The sequence below is a fragment of the Streptomyces sp. RG80 genome (assembly GCF_040446465.1).
Lineage (GTDB): Bacteria > Actinomycetota > Actinomycetes > Streptomycetales > Streptomycetaceae > Streptomyces.
In genome coordinates this window covers 600445-617594 of the sequence record NZ_JBEAAJ010000006.1, presented here as the reverse complement: position 1 = coordinate 617594, position 17150 = coordinate 600445, and the positions used below count along the sequence as shown (strand labels likewise).

Below are 17150 nucleotides of genomic sequence, written 5' to 3'. Positions count from 1 at the left end.
GCCGGTACCTCCGGCGACCGCTCCCTCACCACACCCAGGAGAGCCCATGAGTGCGACCATGCGAGCCGCGCGGATGCACGCCGTCGGCGAGCCGATGCGGATCGAGGAACTCCCCGTTCCCGAGCCCGGCCGCGGTGACGTCCGGGTGGCCGTGCACGCCGTCAACATCGTTCCGAACCTCGCCAACATCCTGAACATGTGGACCACTTGGTTCCCCCACAGCCCCCTGCCGACCCTCCCGGCGATCTTCGGACTGGACCCGGCGGGCGTGGTCGAGGCGGTCGGCGAGGGCGTCCAGGCGTTCAAGCCCGGTGACCGGGTCTACGTCAACCCGGGCCGCTCCTGCGGCTCCTGTCGCTCGTGCCGCAGCGGCGACTCCATCAACTGCGCCAGTTACGCCTTCGCCGGCTACTTCGGCTTCTCCCCTACCGCGCTCGACCTGCTCGACCGCTACCAGGGCGGACTCGCCGAGTACATGCTGGCACCGGCGTACAGCCTGGTGAAACTGCCCGATTCGCTGTCCTTCGAGGCCGCGGCCCGCTTCGGTTACATCGGCACCATGTACTCGGCACTACGCAAGGCCGAGGCGGGCCCCGGCAAGACGATCCTCGTCAACGGCATCAGCGGCACCCTGGGCATAGCCGCCGCGCTCCTCGCCCCCGCGATGGGCCTCACCCATGTGTACGGCACCGGCCGGGACCGGGCCCTGCTCGACCAGGCCGGCAAGCTGGCGGGCGGCCGACTGCACCTGCACTCCCTGGACGACGGCCCGCTGGACGACTGGGTCCGCGAGGAGACCGACGGCTACGGCGCCGACATCTACATCGACGCGCTCGGCCCGGGTGCCCCGCACGAGACGTTCCGGGCCGGCATGCGGGCCATGGCACGCGGCGGAATCGCGGTCAACATCGGTGCCGTCGCCGGAGATCTGCCGATCGACATCCACCGGATGATGGACCAGCAGCTGCGGCTGATCGGCTCGGCGTGGTTCACCTCCGCCGAGGGCCAGACCATGGCCGACATGGTCGGGGCGGGACTGCTGGACCTCAGCCCGCTGGAGCACCACGTGTACCCGCTGGAACAGGTCAACGAGGCGATCAGCGGAATCGCCGAACGCAACGGCGGCTTCAGCAACTTCATCATCAGCCCGCGGCCCGCCGCGTAACGCCTCACAGCCAGGGGGCCGTCGGCAACTCCCCTAGCCGACGGCCCCCTTCCCTCCCGCCCCTGTCTGGCCCCCCTCTGTCTGGCCCCCCTCTGTCTGGAGTACCGATGCACGCCTCGCACGCCGCCCGTCCGGCCGACCCCCTCGACCTCTTGGAACTCGACACCCTGCTCACCCCGGACGAGCGCGCCGTCCGCGACGCCGTCCGCACCTTCTGCGACCGCCGCGTGGAACCGCACATCGCCGAGTGGTTCGAGCAGGGAGCCATCGACGACATCCGCGGCCTCACCAAGGAACTCGGCGAACTCGGCCTGCTGGGCATGCACTTGGAGGGCTACGGCTGCGCCGGGATGAGCGCCGTAGACTACGGCCTGGCCTGTCTGGAGCTGGAGGCGACCGACTCCGGACTGCGCTCCCTGGTCTCCGTGCAGGGCTCTCTCGCCATGTACGCGATCCACGCCTTCGGCTCGGAGGAGCAGAAGAAGGAGTGGCTGCCCCGGCTCGCCGCGGGCACCGCCATCGGCTGCTTCGGCCTCACCGAGCCCGACTCCGGCTCCGACCCGGGCAGCATGCGCACCGCCGCCCGCCGCGACGGCGACGACTGGGTCCTCGACGGCCGCAAGATGTGGATCACCAACGGTTCGGTCGCCGACGTGGCCGTGGTCTGGGCACGCGCCGATGACGGCGTCCGCGGCTTCGTCGTCCCCACGGACACGCCCGGCTTCTCGGCCCCCGCCATCAAGCACAAGATGTCGCTTCGGGCCTCGGTCACCAGCGAACTCGTCCTGGACTCCGTACGGTTGCCGGGATCCGCCGTGCTGCCCGAGGTCCGGGGTCTGCGCGGACCGCTGTCCTGCCTCAACGAGGCGCGCTACGGCATCGCCTGGGGCGCGATGGGCGCCGCCCGCTCCGCCTTCCGGACCGCGCTGGCCTACGCCGGCGACCGTGTCCAGTTCGACCGCCCGATCAGCTCCTTCCAGCTGACCCAGGCCAAGCTCACCGACATGTCGATCGAGCTGAACAAGGGCATCCTGCTCGCCTTCCACCTCGGCCGCACCAAGGACGACCGCGGACTGCGGCCCGAGCAGGTCAGCTACGGCAAGCTCAACAACACCCGTACCGCGCTGGACATCTGCCGCACCGCCCGCACGGTCCTCGGCGCCAACGGCATCTCCCTGGAGTACCCGGTCATCCGGCACGCCAACAACCTGGAGTCGATCCTCACCTACGAGGGCACCGTCGAGATGCACACCCTGATGATCGGCCAGGCCCTTACGGGGCAGGCGGCGTTCCGGTGAACCACGCTCCGGTGCACGACGGTCCCGACATCCGACGGGTCGGTGTCGTCGGCTGCGGTCTGATGGGCGCCGGCATCGCCGAGGTGTGCGCCCGCGCCGGACTGGACGTCGTGGTCCACGAGGTGAACCCGGGTGCGGCCGAGGCCGGCCGGGCCCGGATCACCGCCTCACTCGACCGGGGCGTACGGCGCGGAAAGCTGACCGGCGAGGAACGCGACGCCGCCCTCGACCGGGTGCGGGTCACCCACGAGCTCACCGAACTGGCGGACCGGGACCTGGTGGTCGAGGCTGCCACGGAGGACGAGAAGGTCAAGGTCGAGCTGTTCACCGAGCTGGACCGGATCGTCACCCGCGAGGACGCGATCATCGCCTCGAACACCTCCTCCCTGCCCATCATGAGACTGGGGACGGCCACCACACGCCCGCACCAGGTCATCGGAGTGCACTTCTTCAACCCGGTGCCGGTACTGGAACTGGTCGAGATAGCGCCGTCGCTGCTGACCGGCCCTCAAGTCCGGTCCCGCGCCGAGGAGTTCGTCACGGGTGTGCTGGGCAAGAAGGTGATCCACGCCCAGGACCGGGCCGGTTTCGTGGTCAACGCGCTGCTCGTGCCGTATCTCCTCTCGGCGATCCGCATGCTGGAGTCCGGCCACGCCTCCGCGGAGGACATCGACACCGGCATGGTCCTGGGCTGTGCGCACCCCATGGGCCCGCTGAGCCTGGCCGATCTGATCGGCCTGGACACCCTCACCGCCATCGCCGAGGCCATGTACGCGGACTTCAAGGACCCGCTGCACGCCCCGCCACCGCTGCTGCTGCGCATGGTCGAGGCCGGGCTGCTCGGCCGTAAGTCGGGGCGCGGCTTCCATGACTATTCCGATTCCCAGAAGGGCAACTGACCTCATGGCGCAGGAAGTTCGCGGCGTGATCGCACCGGGCAAGGACGAGCCGGTGCGGGTGGAGACGATCGTGGTGCCCGATCCCGGCCCGGGCGAGGCCGTGGTGCGGGTCCAGGCCTGCGGGGTCTGTCACACCGACCTGCACTACAAGCAGGGCGGAATCAACGACGAGTTCCCCTTCCTCCTCGGCCACGAGGCCGCCGGAGTCGTCGAGTCGGTCGGCGACGGTGTCACCGACGTCGCGCCCGGCAACTTCGTGATCCTCAACTGGCGTGCGGTGTGCGGACAGTGCCGGGCCTGTCTGCGCGGGCGGCCCTGGTACTGCTTCAACACCCACAACGCGTCACAGAAGATGACCCTGACCGACGGCACCGAGCTGTCACCGGCCTTGGGTATCGGCGCCTTCGCCGAGAAGACCCTCGTCGCGGCCGGCCAGTGCACCAAGGTCGACCCGTCCGTCGCCCCGGCGGTGGCCGGACTGCTCGGCTGCGGGGTGATGGCCGGCATCGGAGCCGCGATCAACACGGGTGGGGTCGGACGCGGTGACTCCGTCGCCGTCATCGGCTGCGGCGGAGTCGGGGACGCCGCGATCGCCGGGTCCCGGCTGGCCGGCGCGGCGAGGATCATCGCCGTAGACATCGACGACAGGAAGCTGGAGACCGCGCTGCGCATGGGCGCGACCCACACCGTCAACTCCAAGGCCGTCGATCCGGTCGAGGCGATCCGGGACCTGACCGGAGGCTTCGGGGCGGACGTGGTGATCGACGCCGTCGGCCGCCCCGAGACCTACCAACAGGCCTTCTACGGCCGGGACCTGGCCGGCACCGTCGTCCTGGTGGGCGTCCCCACACCGCAGATGAAGCTGGAACTGCCGCTGCTGGACGTCTTCGGCCGCGGCGGCGCCCTCAAGTCGTCCTGGTACGGCGACTGCCTGCCGAGCCGGGACTTCCCCATGCTGATCGACCTGCATCTGCAAGGCCGCCTCGATCTCGATGCGTTCGTCACCGAGACCATCGCCCTGGACGAGATCGAGGAGGCCTTCGAGCGTATGCACACCGGGGACGTGCTGCGTTCGGTGGTACGACTGTGACGCAACGCCCGTCCTCACAGCGGCTTCAGTGCTGAGGCTCCTCCGCAGGGCGCACGGACTCGGGCCGGGCCGCGGGCTCGGGCGAGGTCGTCGGGTGATCGGGGTTCGGCACGAAGGCGGCCTCTCCGTTGAGCACCTTCTTCGCCTGTCCCAGGTCCAGCGCGCCCTCCCAGCGGGAGACGGCGAAGGCCGCGACGCAGTTGCCGAGGAGGTTGGTGGCCACCCGCATCGAGTCCATGATGCGGTCCACGCCCAGCAGAAGGGCCACGGCCCCGGCGGGAATGACCCCGAGCGCGGACGCCGTCGCCGACAGGGCGAGGAATGCCGAACCCGGTACACCCGCCATGCCCTTGCTGGTGAGCATGAGCATCAGTACGACGGTGACCTGCTGGCCCAGGGTGAGGTCGACGCCCACCGCCTGGGCGATGAACAGGGTGGCGATGGACAGGTAGATCGAGGCCCCGTCGAGGTTGAAGGAGTAGCCGGTGGGCACCACGAGCCCCACGGCGTCGTCGCGGCAGCCCGCGTGGCGCAGCTTCTGCATCATGCGCGGCATGACCGTCTCGCTGGAGGCGGTTCCGAGGGCCAGCAGCAGCTCCTCGCGGGTGTAGCGGACGAACTTCCACAGGCTCAGCCCGGTGAACGCCTTCAGTGCCACCGCGAGCAGGAGGAGGAACAGCGCGGCGACGGCGTAACAGACACCGATGAGCTTGCCGTACGTCGACATGACGCCGAGCCCGTACTGGCCGACGAGGTGGGCGGTGGCGCCGAAGACCGCGAGGGGCGCGAGCTTCATGACGAAGCCGACGATCGCGAAGACGATCTCCTGGACCTGCTCGATGGCCGGAAGGATCGCGGGCACCTTGGTGTGTCCCAGGTGGAGCAGGGCAGCGCCCACCAGGCAGGCCAGGACGAGGACTTGGAGGATCGAGTTCTCGGCGAAGGCCCCCACCGCGCTCTCGGGCAGTGCGTGCAGGAGGAAGTCGCTGGTCGACGGCAGTGAGCCGCCACCGGTCTTCGCGTCGACCGCGCCGGCGTCGAGTTGGGCCGGATCGACGTTCATCCCGGCGCCGGGCTGTACGAGATTGCCCGCGACCAGGCCGATCAGCAGCGCGAACGTCGTCGCCACCTCGAACCAGATCAGTGCCTTGAGGCCGATGCGGCCGAACGCGCGCAGGTTGCCGGCCTTGGCTATGCCGGTGACCACGACGCAGAACACCAGCGGCGCGATGACCGCCTTGATGAGCCGCACGAAGCCGTCGCCCAGGGGCTGGACGGCGGTGCCGAGATCGGGCCAGAGGCGTCCTACGACGATTCCGAGGACTAGGGCGCAGGCGACCTGCGTGAACAGCGAGGTGCGTAGTAGGCGTGCGGCGCGGCGCGGCAGGGACGGTACGGACGGCGACACGGGCTATCCTCCGAGCATTTTTTCCATGATGCGAAACTGAGTTTCCGCAACGTGACGGCAACTATGGATCAAGTCACGTGTTCACAGAAGTCCGTTGACCCTCAGCGGCCAAAAATTGGATGTTCGTCCAAGTGTCACGGCAGCACAGAAGGCAGCACCGAGCGACGGTGCCGCGGAGGAAGGGGCGTTCAGACGGCCTGGGCCGTGGTGCCGCGCACGACCAGGCGCGGGGTGAGGACGACCTCGCGCGGTTCGGTGCGGTCCTGGTCTAGGCGTTCGACGGCGGCGGTCACCGCGTGCCGGGCCTGTTCGCGGGCGCTCTGGCTGACGGTGGTCAGGTTGAAGCAGCTCAGCCGGGACAGCGTGTCGTCGTCGTAGCCGGCCACGGAGACCCGGCCGGGGACGGCGACACCTGCCCGCAAGAGGGCAGCGAAGACCCCGATGGCGCACTGATCGTTGAACGCGACGACCGCGGTGGGGAGTTCGGGGCCGTCGAGGAGGTGGCGTGCCGCGCGTTCGCCGGCCGCTTCGGTGTTGTCCCCGGCGAGGACCCGGATGTGGTCGCCCAGTCCGTGGCGACGCATGGCGGTGCGGTAACCGCGGCGCCGGTCGGTGGCGATGACGCCCTTGCCGCCGTCGACGTAGGCGATCTCGCGATGGCCGAGTCCGGCCAGGTGGTCGACCACCTGGCCGACGCCTTCGTCGTCGGCCGTGCGTACGACGTCCAGCGCGGCGTCGGCGATCCGGCGTCCGACCGCGATGACGGGGGCCTTGTTGTCCAGGACGGTGAGCGCGTCCGCGGGCGAGGTCGGGCCGAGGAGGATCAGCGCCTCGCTTCGGAAGGCCAGCAGTGTCTCCACCGCGGTGTGCTCGTCGCGGGCACGGGTGATGGTGCTCAGGACGAGGTCGTAGCCGACCTCCTCGGCCGCGGTGTGCAGGTGCTCGACCAGTTCGGCGTGGAAGGGGCTGCGGATGTCGACCATGACGCCGAGCAACCGGCTGCGCCGGCTGGCCAGCGTGCTGGCGGTACGGTCCGCCTGGTAGCCGAGCTCGGCGGCCGCTTTAAGGACCCGCTGCCGGGTCCGCTCGCTCGGCCCGGCCACCCCGCGGAGCACCAGTGACACCGAGGCCGTGGACAGGCCCACCCGCGCGGCGACGTCCTCCAGCCTGGGGCGTTTGTGCGCGCCATCCCGGTGACGTGCGGTACCGCCGTCGTCCACCTGCGCCTCCCAGCGGCAAATCTCCTCGGACAACGCCCTTGACACCCTCACAAAACAAGGTCGATAGTACCAGGACTTAAAGCGCTTTAAATTGTCCTGTTGTTCCGACGAAGCAAGCCCAGGAGCAACGCCCCGGACGCACGGTGCGGCAGCCACCCCGCCGCCCGCGACACCGCGCCTCCAGATGCTCCGTACTCCCGGAGCACGCCCCCGCGACCGGCCCATCCCCCGGTCCACCAGACGCTTTCCGACGATCCCGTTCCCAGCTGCACAGTGAGGTGCACGCATGAACCCCACAGCGCGTCCCCGTTCCCGCACACTCGCCTCCGCCGTGGCCGTAGCCGCCGCGGCCGCCCTGACCCTCGCGGGTTGTTCCAGCAGCTCCGGCGGAAAGAAGGCCGAGGAGGAAGCCGGCAACGTCTCCGCGGGCAAGGCCGACACCCCGCGTATGACGGTCGCGATGATCACCCACGCGCCGTCCGGAGACACCTTCTGGGACACCATCCGCAAGGGTGCCGAGGTCGCCGCGGCCAAGGACAACATCAAGCTGATCTACTCCAACGACGAGAGCGCCGCCGACCAGGCCGCCCTGGTCCAGAACGCCATCGACCAGAAGGTCGACGGCATCGCGGTCACCCTCGCCAAGCCGGACGCCATGAAGGACGTCGTCGCCAAGGCCGTCAAGGCAGGCATCCCGGTCGTCGGCCTCAACGCCGGCATGGACGTCTGGAAAAAGCAGGGCCTGCTCTCCTTCTTCGGCCAGGACGAGACCGTCTCCGGCCAGGCACTCGGCACCAAGCTCAACTCCACCGGTGCCGAGCACGCCCTGTGCGTGGTCCAGGTCCAGGGCGCGGTCAACCTCGAACAACGCTGCGCCGGCATGGAGAAGAACTTCAAGGGCAAGACCACCAAGCTCTACGTCAACGGCGCCGACATGCCCTCCGTGAAGTCCACGATCACCGCCAAGCTCAAGCAGGACTCCTCCATCGACGAGGTGGTCACCCTCGCCGCCCCGATCGCGCTGACCGCCGCGCAGTCGGTCGATGAGACGGGCAGCAAGGCGAAGATCGCCACCTTCGACCTCAACAAGGAGCTCATCTCCGCCATCAAGAGCGGCTCCATCCAGTTCGCCGTCGACCAGCAGCCCTACCTCCAGGGCTATCTGTCGGTCGACTCGCTGTGGCTCTACAAGAACAACGGCAACTACAGCGGGGGCGGCGAAGCGCCGATCCTCACGGGCCCGGCGTTCGTCGACAAGTCCAACGTCGAGACCGTGGCCACGTTCGCCGCGAAGGGCACGCGGTGATGAGCACGACCCAGCAGGCCGCGCAGGCGGTGACCACGCCGCCGGCCCGAGGTCGGCGTCGCATGATCCACTCCTCCCACTGACCCGAAGGCATACGCTCATGAAGATCGCCCTCGACCCGTACATGATCCGCGACACCCCGCTGCTCGAACTGCCCGCAGTGGTAGCCGAGTTGGGATACGAGTGGATCGAGCTCTCGCCTCGCGAGGACTTCATCCCGTTCTTCCGTCACCCACGGGTGGACGACGCCACGGTCCGCAAGTTCCGCAAGGCGCTGGACTCGGCAGGCGTCGGCATCTCCTCCATGCTGCCGCTGTTCCGCTGGTCAGGACCGGACGAGGACGCCCGGCAGGCCGCCGTACGGTACTGGAAGCGCTCCATCCAGATCGCCGCCGACCTCGGCGTGGACAGCATGATCTCGGAGTTCAACGGACGGCCCGAGGACGCCGACCGCAGTGAGGCGCAGTTCTGGAAGTCACTGGACGAGCTGCTGCCCGTGTTCGAGCGTGAGGGCATCAAACTCGCCCTGGAGCCGCATCCGGACGACTTCATCGAGAACGGCTACGACGCGGTCAACCTGATCCGGGGCATCAACCACCCCAACGTCAGCTTCCTCTACTGCGCCCCGCACACCTTCCACATCGGCAACGACGCCCCCGGCATCATCGAGTACGCGGGCGATCTGCTCACCCACGTCCATCTGGCCGACGCCTTCGACCACACCGCCTCCTCGGGCAACCGCTACATCCTCAACCCGCCCGGCACGACGGCCCGTATCCACCAGCACCTGGACATGGGCCAGGGCGAGGTCGACTTCGACGAGCTCTTCCGCGAGCTCAAGGCGTCCGGGTTCGACGGCACGCTGACCGCGTGTGTCTTCGCGTGGGAGGAACGGGCCAAGGAGTCCTCGGTGTTCATGCGCGACAAGATCGCGGAACACCTCGCGTCGTAGTAACTCCTGGTCCTGCGCGGGACGGCCGCCCGCATCAGCCATCGAGTCCCAGGTCCGTCGGCAGTACGCCGCCGTCTCAGCACTCCTCCCTTTGAAAGGCACCGCCATGACCTCGTCCAGCAAGCCGATCTCCGTCGCGGTGATCGGGGCCGGTATGGCCGGCCGCAGCCACGCCGCCGGATACCGCAACGTCAACACCGTCTTCGGAGCCGGGCTGCCGCCGGTGCGGCTGGCCGCGATAGCCGACGCCAACACAGCCCTCGGCGAGGACGCAGCCCGCCGGTACGGCTTCGAGAAGGCGCTCCCGAGTTGGGAGGCCGTCGCCGAGGACCCGACGATCGACGCCGTCAGCATCGTCGTAGGAAACGCTCTGCATCGCCCGATCGCGGAGGCGCTGGTCGCGGCCGGGAAGCACGTGCTGTGCGAGAAGCCGCTGGCCGGTTCGCTCGAAGACGCCCGGGCCATGGCCGAGTTGGAGCGCAGCGCCGACGTCGTGACCGCCGTCGGCTACACCTTCCGCCGCTCCCCCGGCATCGCCGCGATCCGCGACCACGTCCAGCGCGGCGAACTCGGTGACCTCACCCTGTTCAGCGGCCGCTACTGGTGCGACTACGCCACCAACCCCAACGGGCCCCTGAGCTGGCGCTTCAAAGGCGACCCGGGTTCCGGTGCGCTCGGCGACGTCGGCTCGCATGTCATCGACGCCGCCGAGTACGTGGCCGGGCCCATCGTCTCTGTCTCCGGCGCGGTGTTGTCGACGCAGATCACCAAGCGGCCCCTGCCGCTGGGCGCGGTCGTCGGGCACAACGCGGCACCGGTGTCGGACGAGTTCGGCGAGGTCGAGAACGAGGACACCGCCTCCTTCACCGCCCGCTTCGAGTCCGGCCTCGTCGGCACGTTCTCCGTCACCCGCACCGGGTTCGGACTGCCCAACGGACTCGCCTTCGACGTCCTCGGGGTGGGCGGTCGGGCCGGGTTCGACCAGCACCGGCCCGCCGAGTACCTCTTCGACGACGCCCAGCCCGACGCCCGTACGCGCGGCGCCCGGCAGGTCATCGCCGGTCCGCAGATGCCGTACTTCGCGGGCGGGGTCCCGATGGAGGCGCCCGGTGTCGGTGCCAGCAACGGTGACAACTTCACCTACCAGGCCCGGGCGTTCCTCGACCAGGTCGCCGGGGTCGCCGAACCGCTGCCGGCCTGCGCCACGTTCACCGACGGCCTGCGGACCATGGAGATCATCCGGGCCGTCGTCGACTCCTCCCGCGACTACGGCGCCGTCACCGCCGTCCCGCCCGTCGTCTGACCAGGACTGAGGAACACACCATGAAGCTCGGCCTCTACAACGCGGTCCTGCACGACCGTCCCCTGCCGGACGCGATCAAGGTCGTCGCCGACCTGGGGCTGACCGGCCTGGAGATCAACACCGGTGGCTTCCTGCCCGCGGTCCATGTGCCGACGTTCGACGACATCCTCGTCAGTGACACCGCACGCGACGACTTCCTCGGCCTCTTCGAGGGCACCGGCGTCTCCATCGCGGGCCTGAACGCCAACGGCAACCCACTGCACCCCAACCCCGTCATCGGCCAGAAGCACGCCGAGGACATCCGCCGCTCCATCCGCCTTGCCGAGCGGCTCGGACAGAACCGCCTCGTGACCATGTCCGGCCTGCCCGGCGGCGAGCCCGGCGCGACCCGCCCCAACTGGATCGTCAACGCCTGGAACTCCGCCGCCCTGGACGTCCTCGACCACCAGTGGAAGATCGCCGCGAACTTCTGGCGCGAGACCGACCGACTCGCCCGCGACCACGACGTCAAGGTCGCCCTCGAACTCCACCCGCAGAACCTCGTGTTCAACTCCGCCGACGTCCACCAGCTCATCGACCTCACCGGCGCCACCCACGTCGGCGTGGAACTCGACGCCTCCCACCTGTTCTGGCAGCAGATGGACCCCGTCGCGGTCGTACGACACCTCGGCGAGCTGGTCTTCCACGCCGCCGCCAAGGACGTCCGCATCAACCCCGAGCACGCCGCCCTCAACGGAGTCCTCGACAACAGCTTCCGACGCCTGTCACCGGACGAGCCGCGCACCAACCTCGGCGGCGACGAATGGGCCAACGAGTGGCCCAAGCAGTCAGCATGGGACTTCGTCGCCCTTGGCAAGGGGCACGACGTCGCATACTGGACCGAGTTCCTGCGCGCCCTGCACGAGGTCGACCCGGACATGCTCGTCAACATCGAGCACGAGGACACCGAACTCGACCGCGTCGAGGGTGTCGCCGTGGCCGCCGAGGTGCTCAAGGCCGCCGACGCGGCACTCCAGGAGTCCCTGCGAGCGTGATCACCAAGAACCTGCACTGCAGCCCGTGCCTCGCTGCGCCTGTTACTCAGCCTCGGGTCAGCGCAGCAGGGCAGCCGCGAACAGCTCCCGGTTGGCCACCAGCCACGCCTGGGTGCGATCCCAACGTTCCCAGCCGCCGCGCTTTGCCAGAGCTTGCAGGTAGACGGGATCACCGTCGGCGACGCGGCGGGCGACGAAGGCCCGGCATGTCTCGGTTGCCTGTTCGATGGTGACGGGCAACTCGGCACGTTCACACGGCGAGAGGCCGTAGCCGTCGGCGAGGATCCGCAGGCGTGCGGGGGCATCGAGTACGCCGGGGTAGAGGGAGATCGCGAATGCGGGATCAAGCATGGGTACCCAGTAGCGGGAGGCCATGGCGACGTCCCAGACGGGGCGGCCCGGGGCCGCCATGTCGAAGTCGATGAGCGCGGCAGCGCGGCCGTCGCGGAAGACGACGTTCTCCGGGCACACGTCGTTATGGCACAGCAGCGGTCCCCCCAAGGGATCCGCGAACTCCCCGGACCACCCGGCGTGTGGGTCGACCTCGATGGCGCCACTGGCCCGGTGCAGACGGCGCAGAAGAACCCCCACCGACTCAAGGGCGGTTTCCGTCAGCACCCAGTGCGGAAACGGCGGCAGTGCCACATCGCCAGGGATGAACGTCAGCTGCTCGCGACCGTCCGCCGTAAGGCGGACAGGGGTTGGAGCCGCGTCGAAGCCGTGCTCCTTGAGCGCGAGAAGGTGCGCATGGAGGGCACGGGCATTGTGCGGCGCGGGGCGTTCGACAAGCTCACCCCGGCGGAAGACCGCCCCCACGTTCACCATGCCACCGACCAGCGCTTCGCCCTCTGCCGCCGCGTCTCCAGCCGTCATGCCGATCACGCTACCGCCGTTGCAGGCCGGCGCGGGCGGACTCGAAAGCGAGCCGAACTCGGTCGCCCACTTGGAGATTCAACGGACAGGAGATTTCCAAGGGTCGAGGGCACGCAGGATGGGGGCCAGGAGTTTGCGCGTCCAGGTGGTCCGCTTGGTGTCCGCGCCTTCGGGCGGGTCGTCGAGCGCCGTGGCTACGCGACTCAGTATGCGGAAGCCGCCGGTCAGCAGCCCGAGGCTGGGGCGCAGGGCCAGAACGGAGGCCGCCTGCCGGGCCACTGCAGCTGATGGGTGAGAAGTGCTCCGAGTCTGATCGCCGCAGTGACGGGGGCACGGTTCGCGGGCAGATGCTGCCTCAGCAGTTCGACCAGCGGCCGGGCGACCTCGTTCTCCGCGTCGGCCATGCCGCACTGGGTGTGACAAGGAGGCCCTGCACCCGGCTCTCACATGCCGCTACCTGCGTGGGGCAGCAGCCGGGCCGGGGTCAGCAGCAGTCACAGCCCAGGCGACAGCCACACCCGTCCGCCGCTGCGACAACGGGAATGGCGGACGCGGGAGTGGCGGCAGTGGGTGTGGCGCAGCATCCCTTGCCCTGCCACGCGTCGCGGCCCTCCTTGACGGCGATGACCGCGATGACCAGGGCCGCGGCGGGGTCGGCCCAGGACCATCCGAGGGTCGCGTTGAGGACCAGGCCCGCCAGGAGGACTGCGGAGAGATAGGTGCACAGCAGCGTCTGTCGGGAGTCCGCGACGGCGGACAGCGAGCCGAGCTCCCGTCCGGCGCGGCGCTGGGCGGCGGACAGGAACGGCATGACCAGGAGGGAGAGCGCGGCGAGCACGATGCCAAGGATCGAGCGCTCGGCCTCACCGGTGCCGGCCAGGGCGCGTACGGCATCGACAGCGACGTACGCGGCGAGCGCGAAGAACGAGACCGCGATGATCCGCAGCGTGGTCTCCTCGCGAGCCTCGCGCACGGCGTGGTCGGGCGCGGAGAACTGCCAGGCCACGGCCGCCGCCGAGGAGACCTCGATGACGGAGTCGAGGCCGAAACCGATCAGCGCGGTGGAGGACGCCAGTGTGCCCGCGGTGATCGCCACGATCGCTTCGACCACGTTGTAGGTGATCGTCGCCGCGACCAGGAGGCGTATGCGTCGGGTGAGTTGGTCGCGCCGGGCCGGCGCCGGGCCCGTGGACAGCGCGGTCATCAGCAGCAGCCCTTCTCGTCGGCCTCGGCGCAGGTGCGATCCGTCTCGACCGCGACGACGGCGGCGCGCAGGTCCTCGAGCGCGTGCGCCAGTCGCGGATCGGCGAGTTCGTAGCGGGTACGCCGCCCGACCGGGACCGCGATGACGAGCCCGCAGTCGCGCAGGCACGCCAGGTGGTTGGAGAGCCGGGTGCGCGAGATGCCCAGCCGGTCAGCCAGATCGGACGGATGCGCCGGGGCCTCACGCAAGGCCAGCAGCAGACGGCAGCGGATCGGATCGGCGAGGGCACGACCGAAGCGCGCGAGCACCTCGACCTCGGTAGCGATGGTCAGCACCCCTCGACAGTACAAGCAATCCTGAATTCAGGGAATCGTGTACTCATTGACTGGACGGCGAGCTGCATCTGACCGCAGCAACACCGCCGCCTGATCATCCCGCTGACACGGCCACGGTCGCCGTGGCAGGGTGCGGTAACTGGATTCGGCGGGTGGAGGGGGCTTTTGTGGAAGCGCGGATGTGGGACGCACTGGTCGGCGTCGCGAAGCAGGCGTACACCGCCGGGTTGGACGAGGGTGCGGTCCCGCGCCCGCTCATCATGCCGCTGCTGCGCGGTGAGTTGGTCGGGATGATCTGGTGCCGCCCGCTCAAGGTCGGTCAGGACGCGCTCACCGGGATCGTGGAACTCTCGAACATCGCCGCGGCGGCCGGCGCGGACGAGGTGGTCCTGGTCTGGGAGACCCACGACGTCGCCACCGCCTGCGAGTTGCCGATCGTCGGTCCGGCCCCGTGCCTGAACATGGTGTCCGCCACTGCCGACGGGCACGTCCTGCACCAGTTCCCCTACTCCGAGCAGCTTCTGTCCCGCGGTCCCGAGGGGCGGGCGTCGATCGCCCCAGACTGGAAGCCCGCCCTCGCGCCGCAGCCCGGCGGTGAGTTGGTGCCGCCGATCCAGGCGGCGGTCAACTACTCCTTCACCCCCCTCGAACTGGACCACCCTTCCCCGTTCGGCGTCACCGTCGTGCTGATGGAAGAGGACGGCTACCGAGTTCGCCTGACCGAGGCGATCGTCAACTGACCCCGTCCGGCCGTCACGAGAGAAAGGTGGGGCTGGGCCCACCCCTGTGGTGGTGCTGGGCCGCTGGTGGGCCAAGCCGGCCGTTCGTAGCGTCGTGCTCATGATGAATGCGACGAACGAAGAACGAACAGGTGCCACTCGGCGGTCAGCGTTACGTGGGCTGGGACTCGCGGTGGGGGGCATGGCCCTGGCCACCGGGCTGGGAAGTTCGCCGGCCGCAGCAAGCCCGCGTCGCGGGCTCACCACGTACGTGCTGGTGCACGGTACCCACAGTGCAGGCGCGTTCTGGATGCCGATCGCGCGGGAGTTGACCCTGCGCGGTCACCGGGTCGTCATGGTGGACCAGCCTCGGCATGGCGCGGAGGCCTTCGTGCCGGAGTCGTACCAGCGGCAGGACCTCGAAGCGATGGCGGTCGAGCCTTCCCCGCTGAAGGGCCTCGGTCTGGAGGACTACGAGGCACGCGTCACGGCCGTCGTGCGGCGGGCGGCACGGAACGGCCCGGTGGTGCTGGTCGGGCACAGCCTGGGTGGCGTATCGGTCAGCCGTGTCGGCGATGCCGTCCCGCATCTGCTTCACCACATCTGCTACATGGCGGCCTTCTGTCCCAGCCGCGCCCTGCCCACGGCGGACGCCTGCACGGCGGCACCCGAGAACGCGGACGCCGTCAGCCCGGTGGAGCTGACGGTGGGTGACCCGGACCGGCTCGGCGTCCTACGACTGAACTTCCGGACAGGCAGGAGCCGTGAGTTGGCCCTCCTCAAGGAGATGATCTGCGCGGACTACCCCGACGCCGACTTCCGCCGGATACTGGCCGACATGCAGACCGACGAGCCCGTCGCCGCCTATGCGGGCCGAGCGGTCGGCCGGCCTGGTAGCTGGGGGCGCGTACCCCGCACCTACCTGCGTTTCGGCAGGGACCGTACGATCGCCACCGCACTCCAGGACAGAATGATCGCGGAAGCCGACGCGTTCACGCCCGGCAACAGCTTCCGCGTACACGATTTCCCGGTGGCCTCACACGTCGGCCCACTGGATCCCATCCCGGTGGCAGAAATCCTGGACACGCTCGCAGGCCAAGGGGGATAGGACACTCGAAGAAATCGCAGACGGCGCAGGTGGCTACAACCAGCCGCGGCTACGCAGCCGCTCGCTGACCCTCTCATGGGCCGCTCGCAACTCGTTCTCGTGCTCCCTGCTCAGGCCCCAGTTCCGCCGGTCGATGAACGCGACGGGGCCCCGGAGTTTGATGACCCGGTCATCTGGGTCGTAGTCGTCGTCCGGCTCGTCTTCGTACTCACCGTCGGCGCTTTGCGCAACTGGCCCGCTCAGTTCCCAGAACATGCCGTTGGCGACCTTGTTCATACGCCGGTCGTCCGGGTCGAAGGGAACGTAGAAATACGCGGTGACGGGGTACAGACTGCGCAGGAACTCGTGGCCGGTCTCTCCCGCTCCCCGGCCACCGATCTGGGCCTGGATGTCGTGGTACAGCTTGGCGTCAAAGCTGAGTTCGCCCGCCGGGGTGACGAAGGCGAACCGCATGGGTTGAACGTTCCGAATGCAGGTGTCGGCGGCGTACTGCATCGGGTTCTCCCTCTGATCTGTGATGTGGTGGAACCGAACGATCGGCGACACGACAGGACAGGACACTGCACGGACCGGTAGATGACGGGCTATCAGTTTGGCGCCATATCGACGAACCGTGCCGGTTTTTGGCGAAGATCAGGCTGGCATCGCGTAGTTCGCGAACGGGGCCGGCACTCGTGGGAGGCTGCTGACGGCAGCTTTCCTTGGTTGGCTGGGTGCGGGGAGGTTGGAAATGGGCTCCGTCGTCGTGGGCGTCATCGGGACTCTGCTCGGAGTTGTGATCGGCGGTGCCCTCCAGCAGATGCAGGCAGCGCGTAACCACAAATGGCAGCGAGAGGATTCGCTCAGCAAGGCAAAACAAAGCGCCTATTCTGAGTACCTGCGGTCGATCAGCGCGAGCTATGCACAGGCCATGTCCGGTCAGCGAAATCGTTCGGAGGATGCCCGCCTCCACGCCGCCACTGCCGAAATCGAAGTGCTGGCTGGCCGAGAGGTGTCCGGACCGGCACGAGACCTCGTCAACGCCATTATCGAGGCGCACTCAATGATCGCTGCCCGCACCGGCGTTGACGAGGCGGTGGTCGCTGAGGTCGATCGCCGTCGATACGAAGTCATCGAGCTGTTCAAGGCCGATCTCGGTCTCCAAGCTCGCCCCTGACCTCACCGGCAGCCGCTGACGTTCCGTGGCTGCCGGACCCGCATGCTCCAGGAGCAGATCTTGCGAGGGCCGGGGATGTC

Annotated in this window: 17 protein-coding genes; 11 read left to right on the top strand and 6 right to left on the bottom strand. The window is 68.9% G+C overall.

The genetic code is table 11. The annotated features are described in order from the left end of the window. Positions 1-46: 46 nt before the first annotated feature. From ABKA17_RS23555 to ABKA17_RS23540, 4 genes are all read left to right on the top strand, one after another. A complete protein-coding gene (locus tag ABKA17_RS23555; RefSeq protein ID WP_353694165.1) occupies positions 47-1165 on the top strand; it encodes an alcohol dehydrogenase catalytic domain-containing protein in 1119 nt (372 codons plus the stop codon). A gap of 107 nt (positions 1166-1272) precedes the next feature. After that, positions 1273-2463, top strand: a complete 1191-nt coding sequence (locus tag ABKA17_RS23550; protein WP_353694164.1) for an acyl-CoA dehydrogenase family protein — start codon at positions 1273-1275, stop codon at positions 2461-2463. After that, entirely contained in the window at positions 2460-3362 is a 903-nt protein-coding gene (locus ABKA17_RS23545) for a 3-hydroxybutyryl-CoA dehydrogenase (protein WP_502994348.1), read from the top strand. The genes ABKA17_RS23550 and ABKA17_RS23545 overlap by 4 nt, the downstream gene beginning before the upstream one ends. A 4-nt stretch (positions 3363-3366) precedes the next feature. Beyond that, complete coding sequence (locus ABKA17_RS23540) at positions 3367-4452, top strand: S-(hydroxymethyl)mycothiol dehydrogenase (RefSeq protein WP_353694163.1); 1086 nt, start codon at positions 3367-3369, stop codon at positions 4450-4452. 25 nt (positions 4453-4477) lie between these two features. Here the strand turns inward: ABKA17_RS23540 and ABKA17_RS23535 are convergent, their stop codons facing one another. Beyond that, positions 4478-5860, bottom strand: a complete 1383-nt coding sequence (locus ABKA17_RS23535; protein ID WP_353694162.1) for a cation:dicarboxylate symporter family transporter — start codon at positions 5858-5860, stop codon at positions 4478-4480. Between the two features lie 188 nt (positions 5861-6048). Continuing rightward, complete coding sequence (locus tag ABKA17_RS23530; protein ID WP_502994357.1) at positions 6049-7026, bottom strand: LacI family DNA-binding transcriptional regulator; 978 nt, start codon at positions 7024-7026, stop codon at positions 6049-6051. A gap of 340 nt (positions 7027-7366) precedes the next feature. On the opposite strand from ABKA17_RS23530, the gene ABKA17_RS23525 reads away from it, so the two are divergent. From ABKA17_RS23525 to ABKA17_RS23510, 4 genes are all read left to right on the top strand, one after another. Then, positions 7367-8386, top strand: coding sequence for a sugar ABC transporter substrate-binding protein (locus ABKA17_RS23525; RefSeq protein ID WP_353694161.1), 1020 nt, complete (start codon positions 7367-7369; stop codon positions 8384-8386). A 100-nt stretch (positions 8387-8486) separates the two neighbouring features. Continuing rightward, the gene (locus ABKA17_RS23520) at positions 8487-9338 is read left to right on the top strand and encodes a sugar phosphate isomerase/epimerase family protein (protein ID WP_353694160.1); all 852 of its coding nucleotides are present in this window, start codon (positions 8487-8489) and stop codon (positions 9336-9338) included. A 106-nt stretch (positions 9339-9444) separates the two neighbouring features. Continuing rightward, entirely contained in the window at positions 9445-10641 is a 1197-nt protein-coding gene (locus tag ABKA17_RS23515; RefSeq protein ID WP_353694159.1) for a Gfo/Idh/MocA family protein, read from the top strand. A 20-nt stretch (positions 10642-10661) separates the two neighbouring features. Further along, positions 10662-11675, top strand: coding sequence for a sugar phosphate isomerase/epimerase family protein (locus tag ABKA17_RS23510; RefSeq protein WP_353694158.1), 1014 nt, complete (start codon positions 10662-10664; stop codon positions 11673-11675). A gap of 57 nt (positions 11676-11732) precedes the next feature. Here the strand turns inward: ABKA17_RS23510 and ABKA17_RS23505 are convergent, their stop codons facing one another. The 3 genes from ABKA17_RS23505 to ABKA17_RS23495 all read right to left on the bottom strand — a co-directional run bounded on the left by ABKA17_RS23505 (position 11733) and on the right by ABKA17_RS23495 (position 14087). Further along, the gene (locus tag ABKA17_RS23505; protein ID WP_353694157.1) at positions 11733-12548 is read right to left on the bottom strand and encodes a phosphotransferase; all 816 of its coding nucleotides are present in this window, start codon (positions 12546-12548) and stop codon (positions 11733-11735) included. A 484-nt stretch (positions 12549-13032) separates the two neighbouring features. After that, a complete protein-coding gene (locus ABKA17_RS23500; RefSeq protein ID WP_353694156.1) occupies positions 13033-13752 on the bottom strand; it encodes a cation efflux transmembrane domain-containing protein in 720 nt (239 codons plus the stop codon). Further along, a complete protein-coding gene (locus ABKA17_RS23495; RefSeq protein ID WP_353694155.1) occupies positions 13752-14087 on the bottom strand; it encodes an ArsR/SmtB family transcription factor in 336 nt (111 codons plus the stop codon). Before ABKA17_RS23495 ends, ABKA17_RS23500 begins: the two co-directional genes overlap by 1 nt. A 179-nt stretch (positions 14088-14266) precedes the next feature. Between ABKA17_RS23495 and ABKA17_RS23490 the strand changes: the two genes are divergently transcribed. Both ABKA17_RS23490 and ABKA17_RS23485 read left to right on the top strand, forming a co-directional pair. Next, on the top strand, positions 14267-14827 hold the full coding sequence (locus tag ABKA17_RS23490; RefSeq protein ID WP_353694154.1) for a hypothetical protein: 561 nt from the start codon (positions 14267-14269) through the stop codon (positions 14825-14827). 181 nt (positions 14828-15008) lie between these two features. After that, positions 15009-15914 carry an alpha/beta hydrolase gene (locus ABKA17_RS23485; RefSeq protein WP_353694153.1) on the top strand — a complete coding sequence of 302 codons (906 nt, stop codon included), beginning with the start codon at positions 15009-15011 and terminating at the stop codon, positions 15912-15914. 33 nt (positions 15915-15947) lie between these two features. Here ABKA17_RS23485 and ABKA17_RS23480 read toward each other — a convergent pair whose 3' ends face one another. After that, a complete protein-coding gene (locus ABKA17_RS23480) occupies positions 15948-16409 on the bottom strand; it encodes a hypothetical protein (protein WP_353694152.1) in 462 nt (153 codons plus the stop codon). A gap of 235 nt (positions 16410-16644) precedes the next feature. On the opposite strand from ABKA17_RS23480, the gene ABKA17_RS23475 reads away from it, so the two are divergent. Then, positions 16645-17070: a hypothetical protein gene (locus ABKA17_RS23475; protein ID WP_353694151.1), complete on the top strand. Its 426-nt coding sequence runs from the start codon at positions 16645-16647 to the stop codon at positions 17068-17070. Positions 17071-17150 lie beyond the last annotated feature (80 nt).

What these genes read in the sequence shown, in the direction of transcription:
- ABKA17_RS23555 (WP_353694165.1), top strand. Translation starts at nt 47, where the DNA reads ATGAGTGCGACCATGCGAGCCGCGCGGATGCACGCCGTCGGCGAGCCG.
- ABKA17_RS23550 (WP_353694164.1), top strand. Translation starts at nt 1,273, where the DNA reads ATGCACGCCTCGCACGCCGCCCGTCCGGCCGACCCCCTCGACCTCTTG.
- ABKA17_RS23540 (WP_353694163.1), top strand. Translation starts at nt 3,367, where the DNA reads ATGGCGCAGGAAGTTCGCGGCGTGATCGCACCGGGCAAGGACGAGCCG.
- ABKA17_RS23525 (WP_353694161.1), top strand. Translation starts at nt 7,367, where the DNA reads ATGAACCCCACAGCGCGTCCCCGTTCCCGCACACTCGCCTCCGCCGTG.
- ABKA17_RS23520 (WP_353694160.1), top strand. Translation starts at nt 8,487, where the DNA reads ATGAAGATCGCCCTCGACCCGTACATGATCCGCGACACCCCGCTGCTC.
- ABKA17_RS23515 (WP_353694159.1), top strand. Translation starts at nt 9,445, where the DNA reads ATGACCTCGTCCAGCAAGCCGATCTCCGTCGCGGTGATCGGGGCCGGT.
- ABKA17_RS23510 (WP_353694158.1), top strand. Translation starts at nt 10,662, where the DNA reads ATGAAGCTCGGCCTCTACAACGCGGTCCTGCACGACCGTCCCCTGCCG.
- ABKA17_RS23505 (WP_353694157.1), bottom strand. Translation starts at nt 12,548, where the DNA reads ATGACGGCTGGAGACGCGGCGGCAGAGGGCGAAGCGCTGGTCGGTGGC.
- ABKA17_RS23500 (WP_353694156.1), bottom strand. Translation starts at nt 13,752, where the DNA reads ATGACCGCGCTGTCCACGGGCCCGGCGCCGGCCCGGCGCGACCAACTC.
- ABKA17_RS23490 (WP_353694154.1), top strand. Translation starts at nt 14,267, where the DNA reads ATGTGGGACGCACTGGTCGGCGTCGCGAAGCAGGCGTACACCGCCGGG.
- ABKA17_RS23485 (WP_353694153.1), top strand. Translation starts at nt 15,009, where the DNA reads ATGGCCCTGGCCACCGGGCTGGGAAGTTCGCCGGCCGCAGCAAGCCCG.
- ABKA17_RS23480 (WP_353694152.1), bottom strand. Translation starts at nt 16,409, where the DNA reads ATGCAGTACGCCGCCGACACCTGCATTCGGAACGTTCAACCCATGCGG.
- ABKA17_RS23475 (WP_353694151.1), top strand. Translation starts at nt 16,645, where the DNA reads ATGGGCTCCGTCGTCGTGGGCGTCATCGGGACTCTGCTCGGAGTTGTG.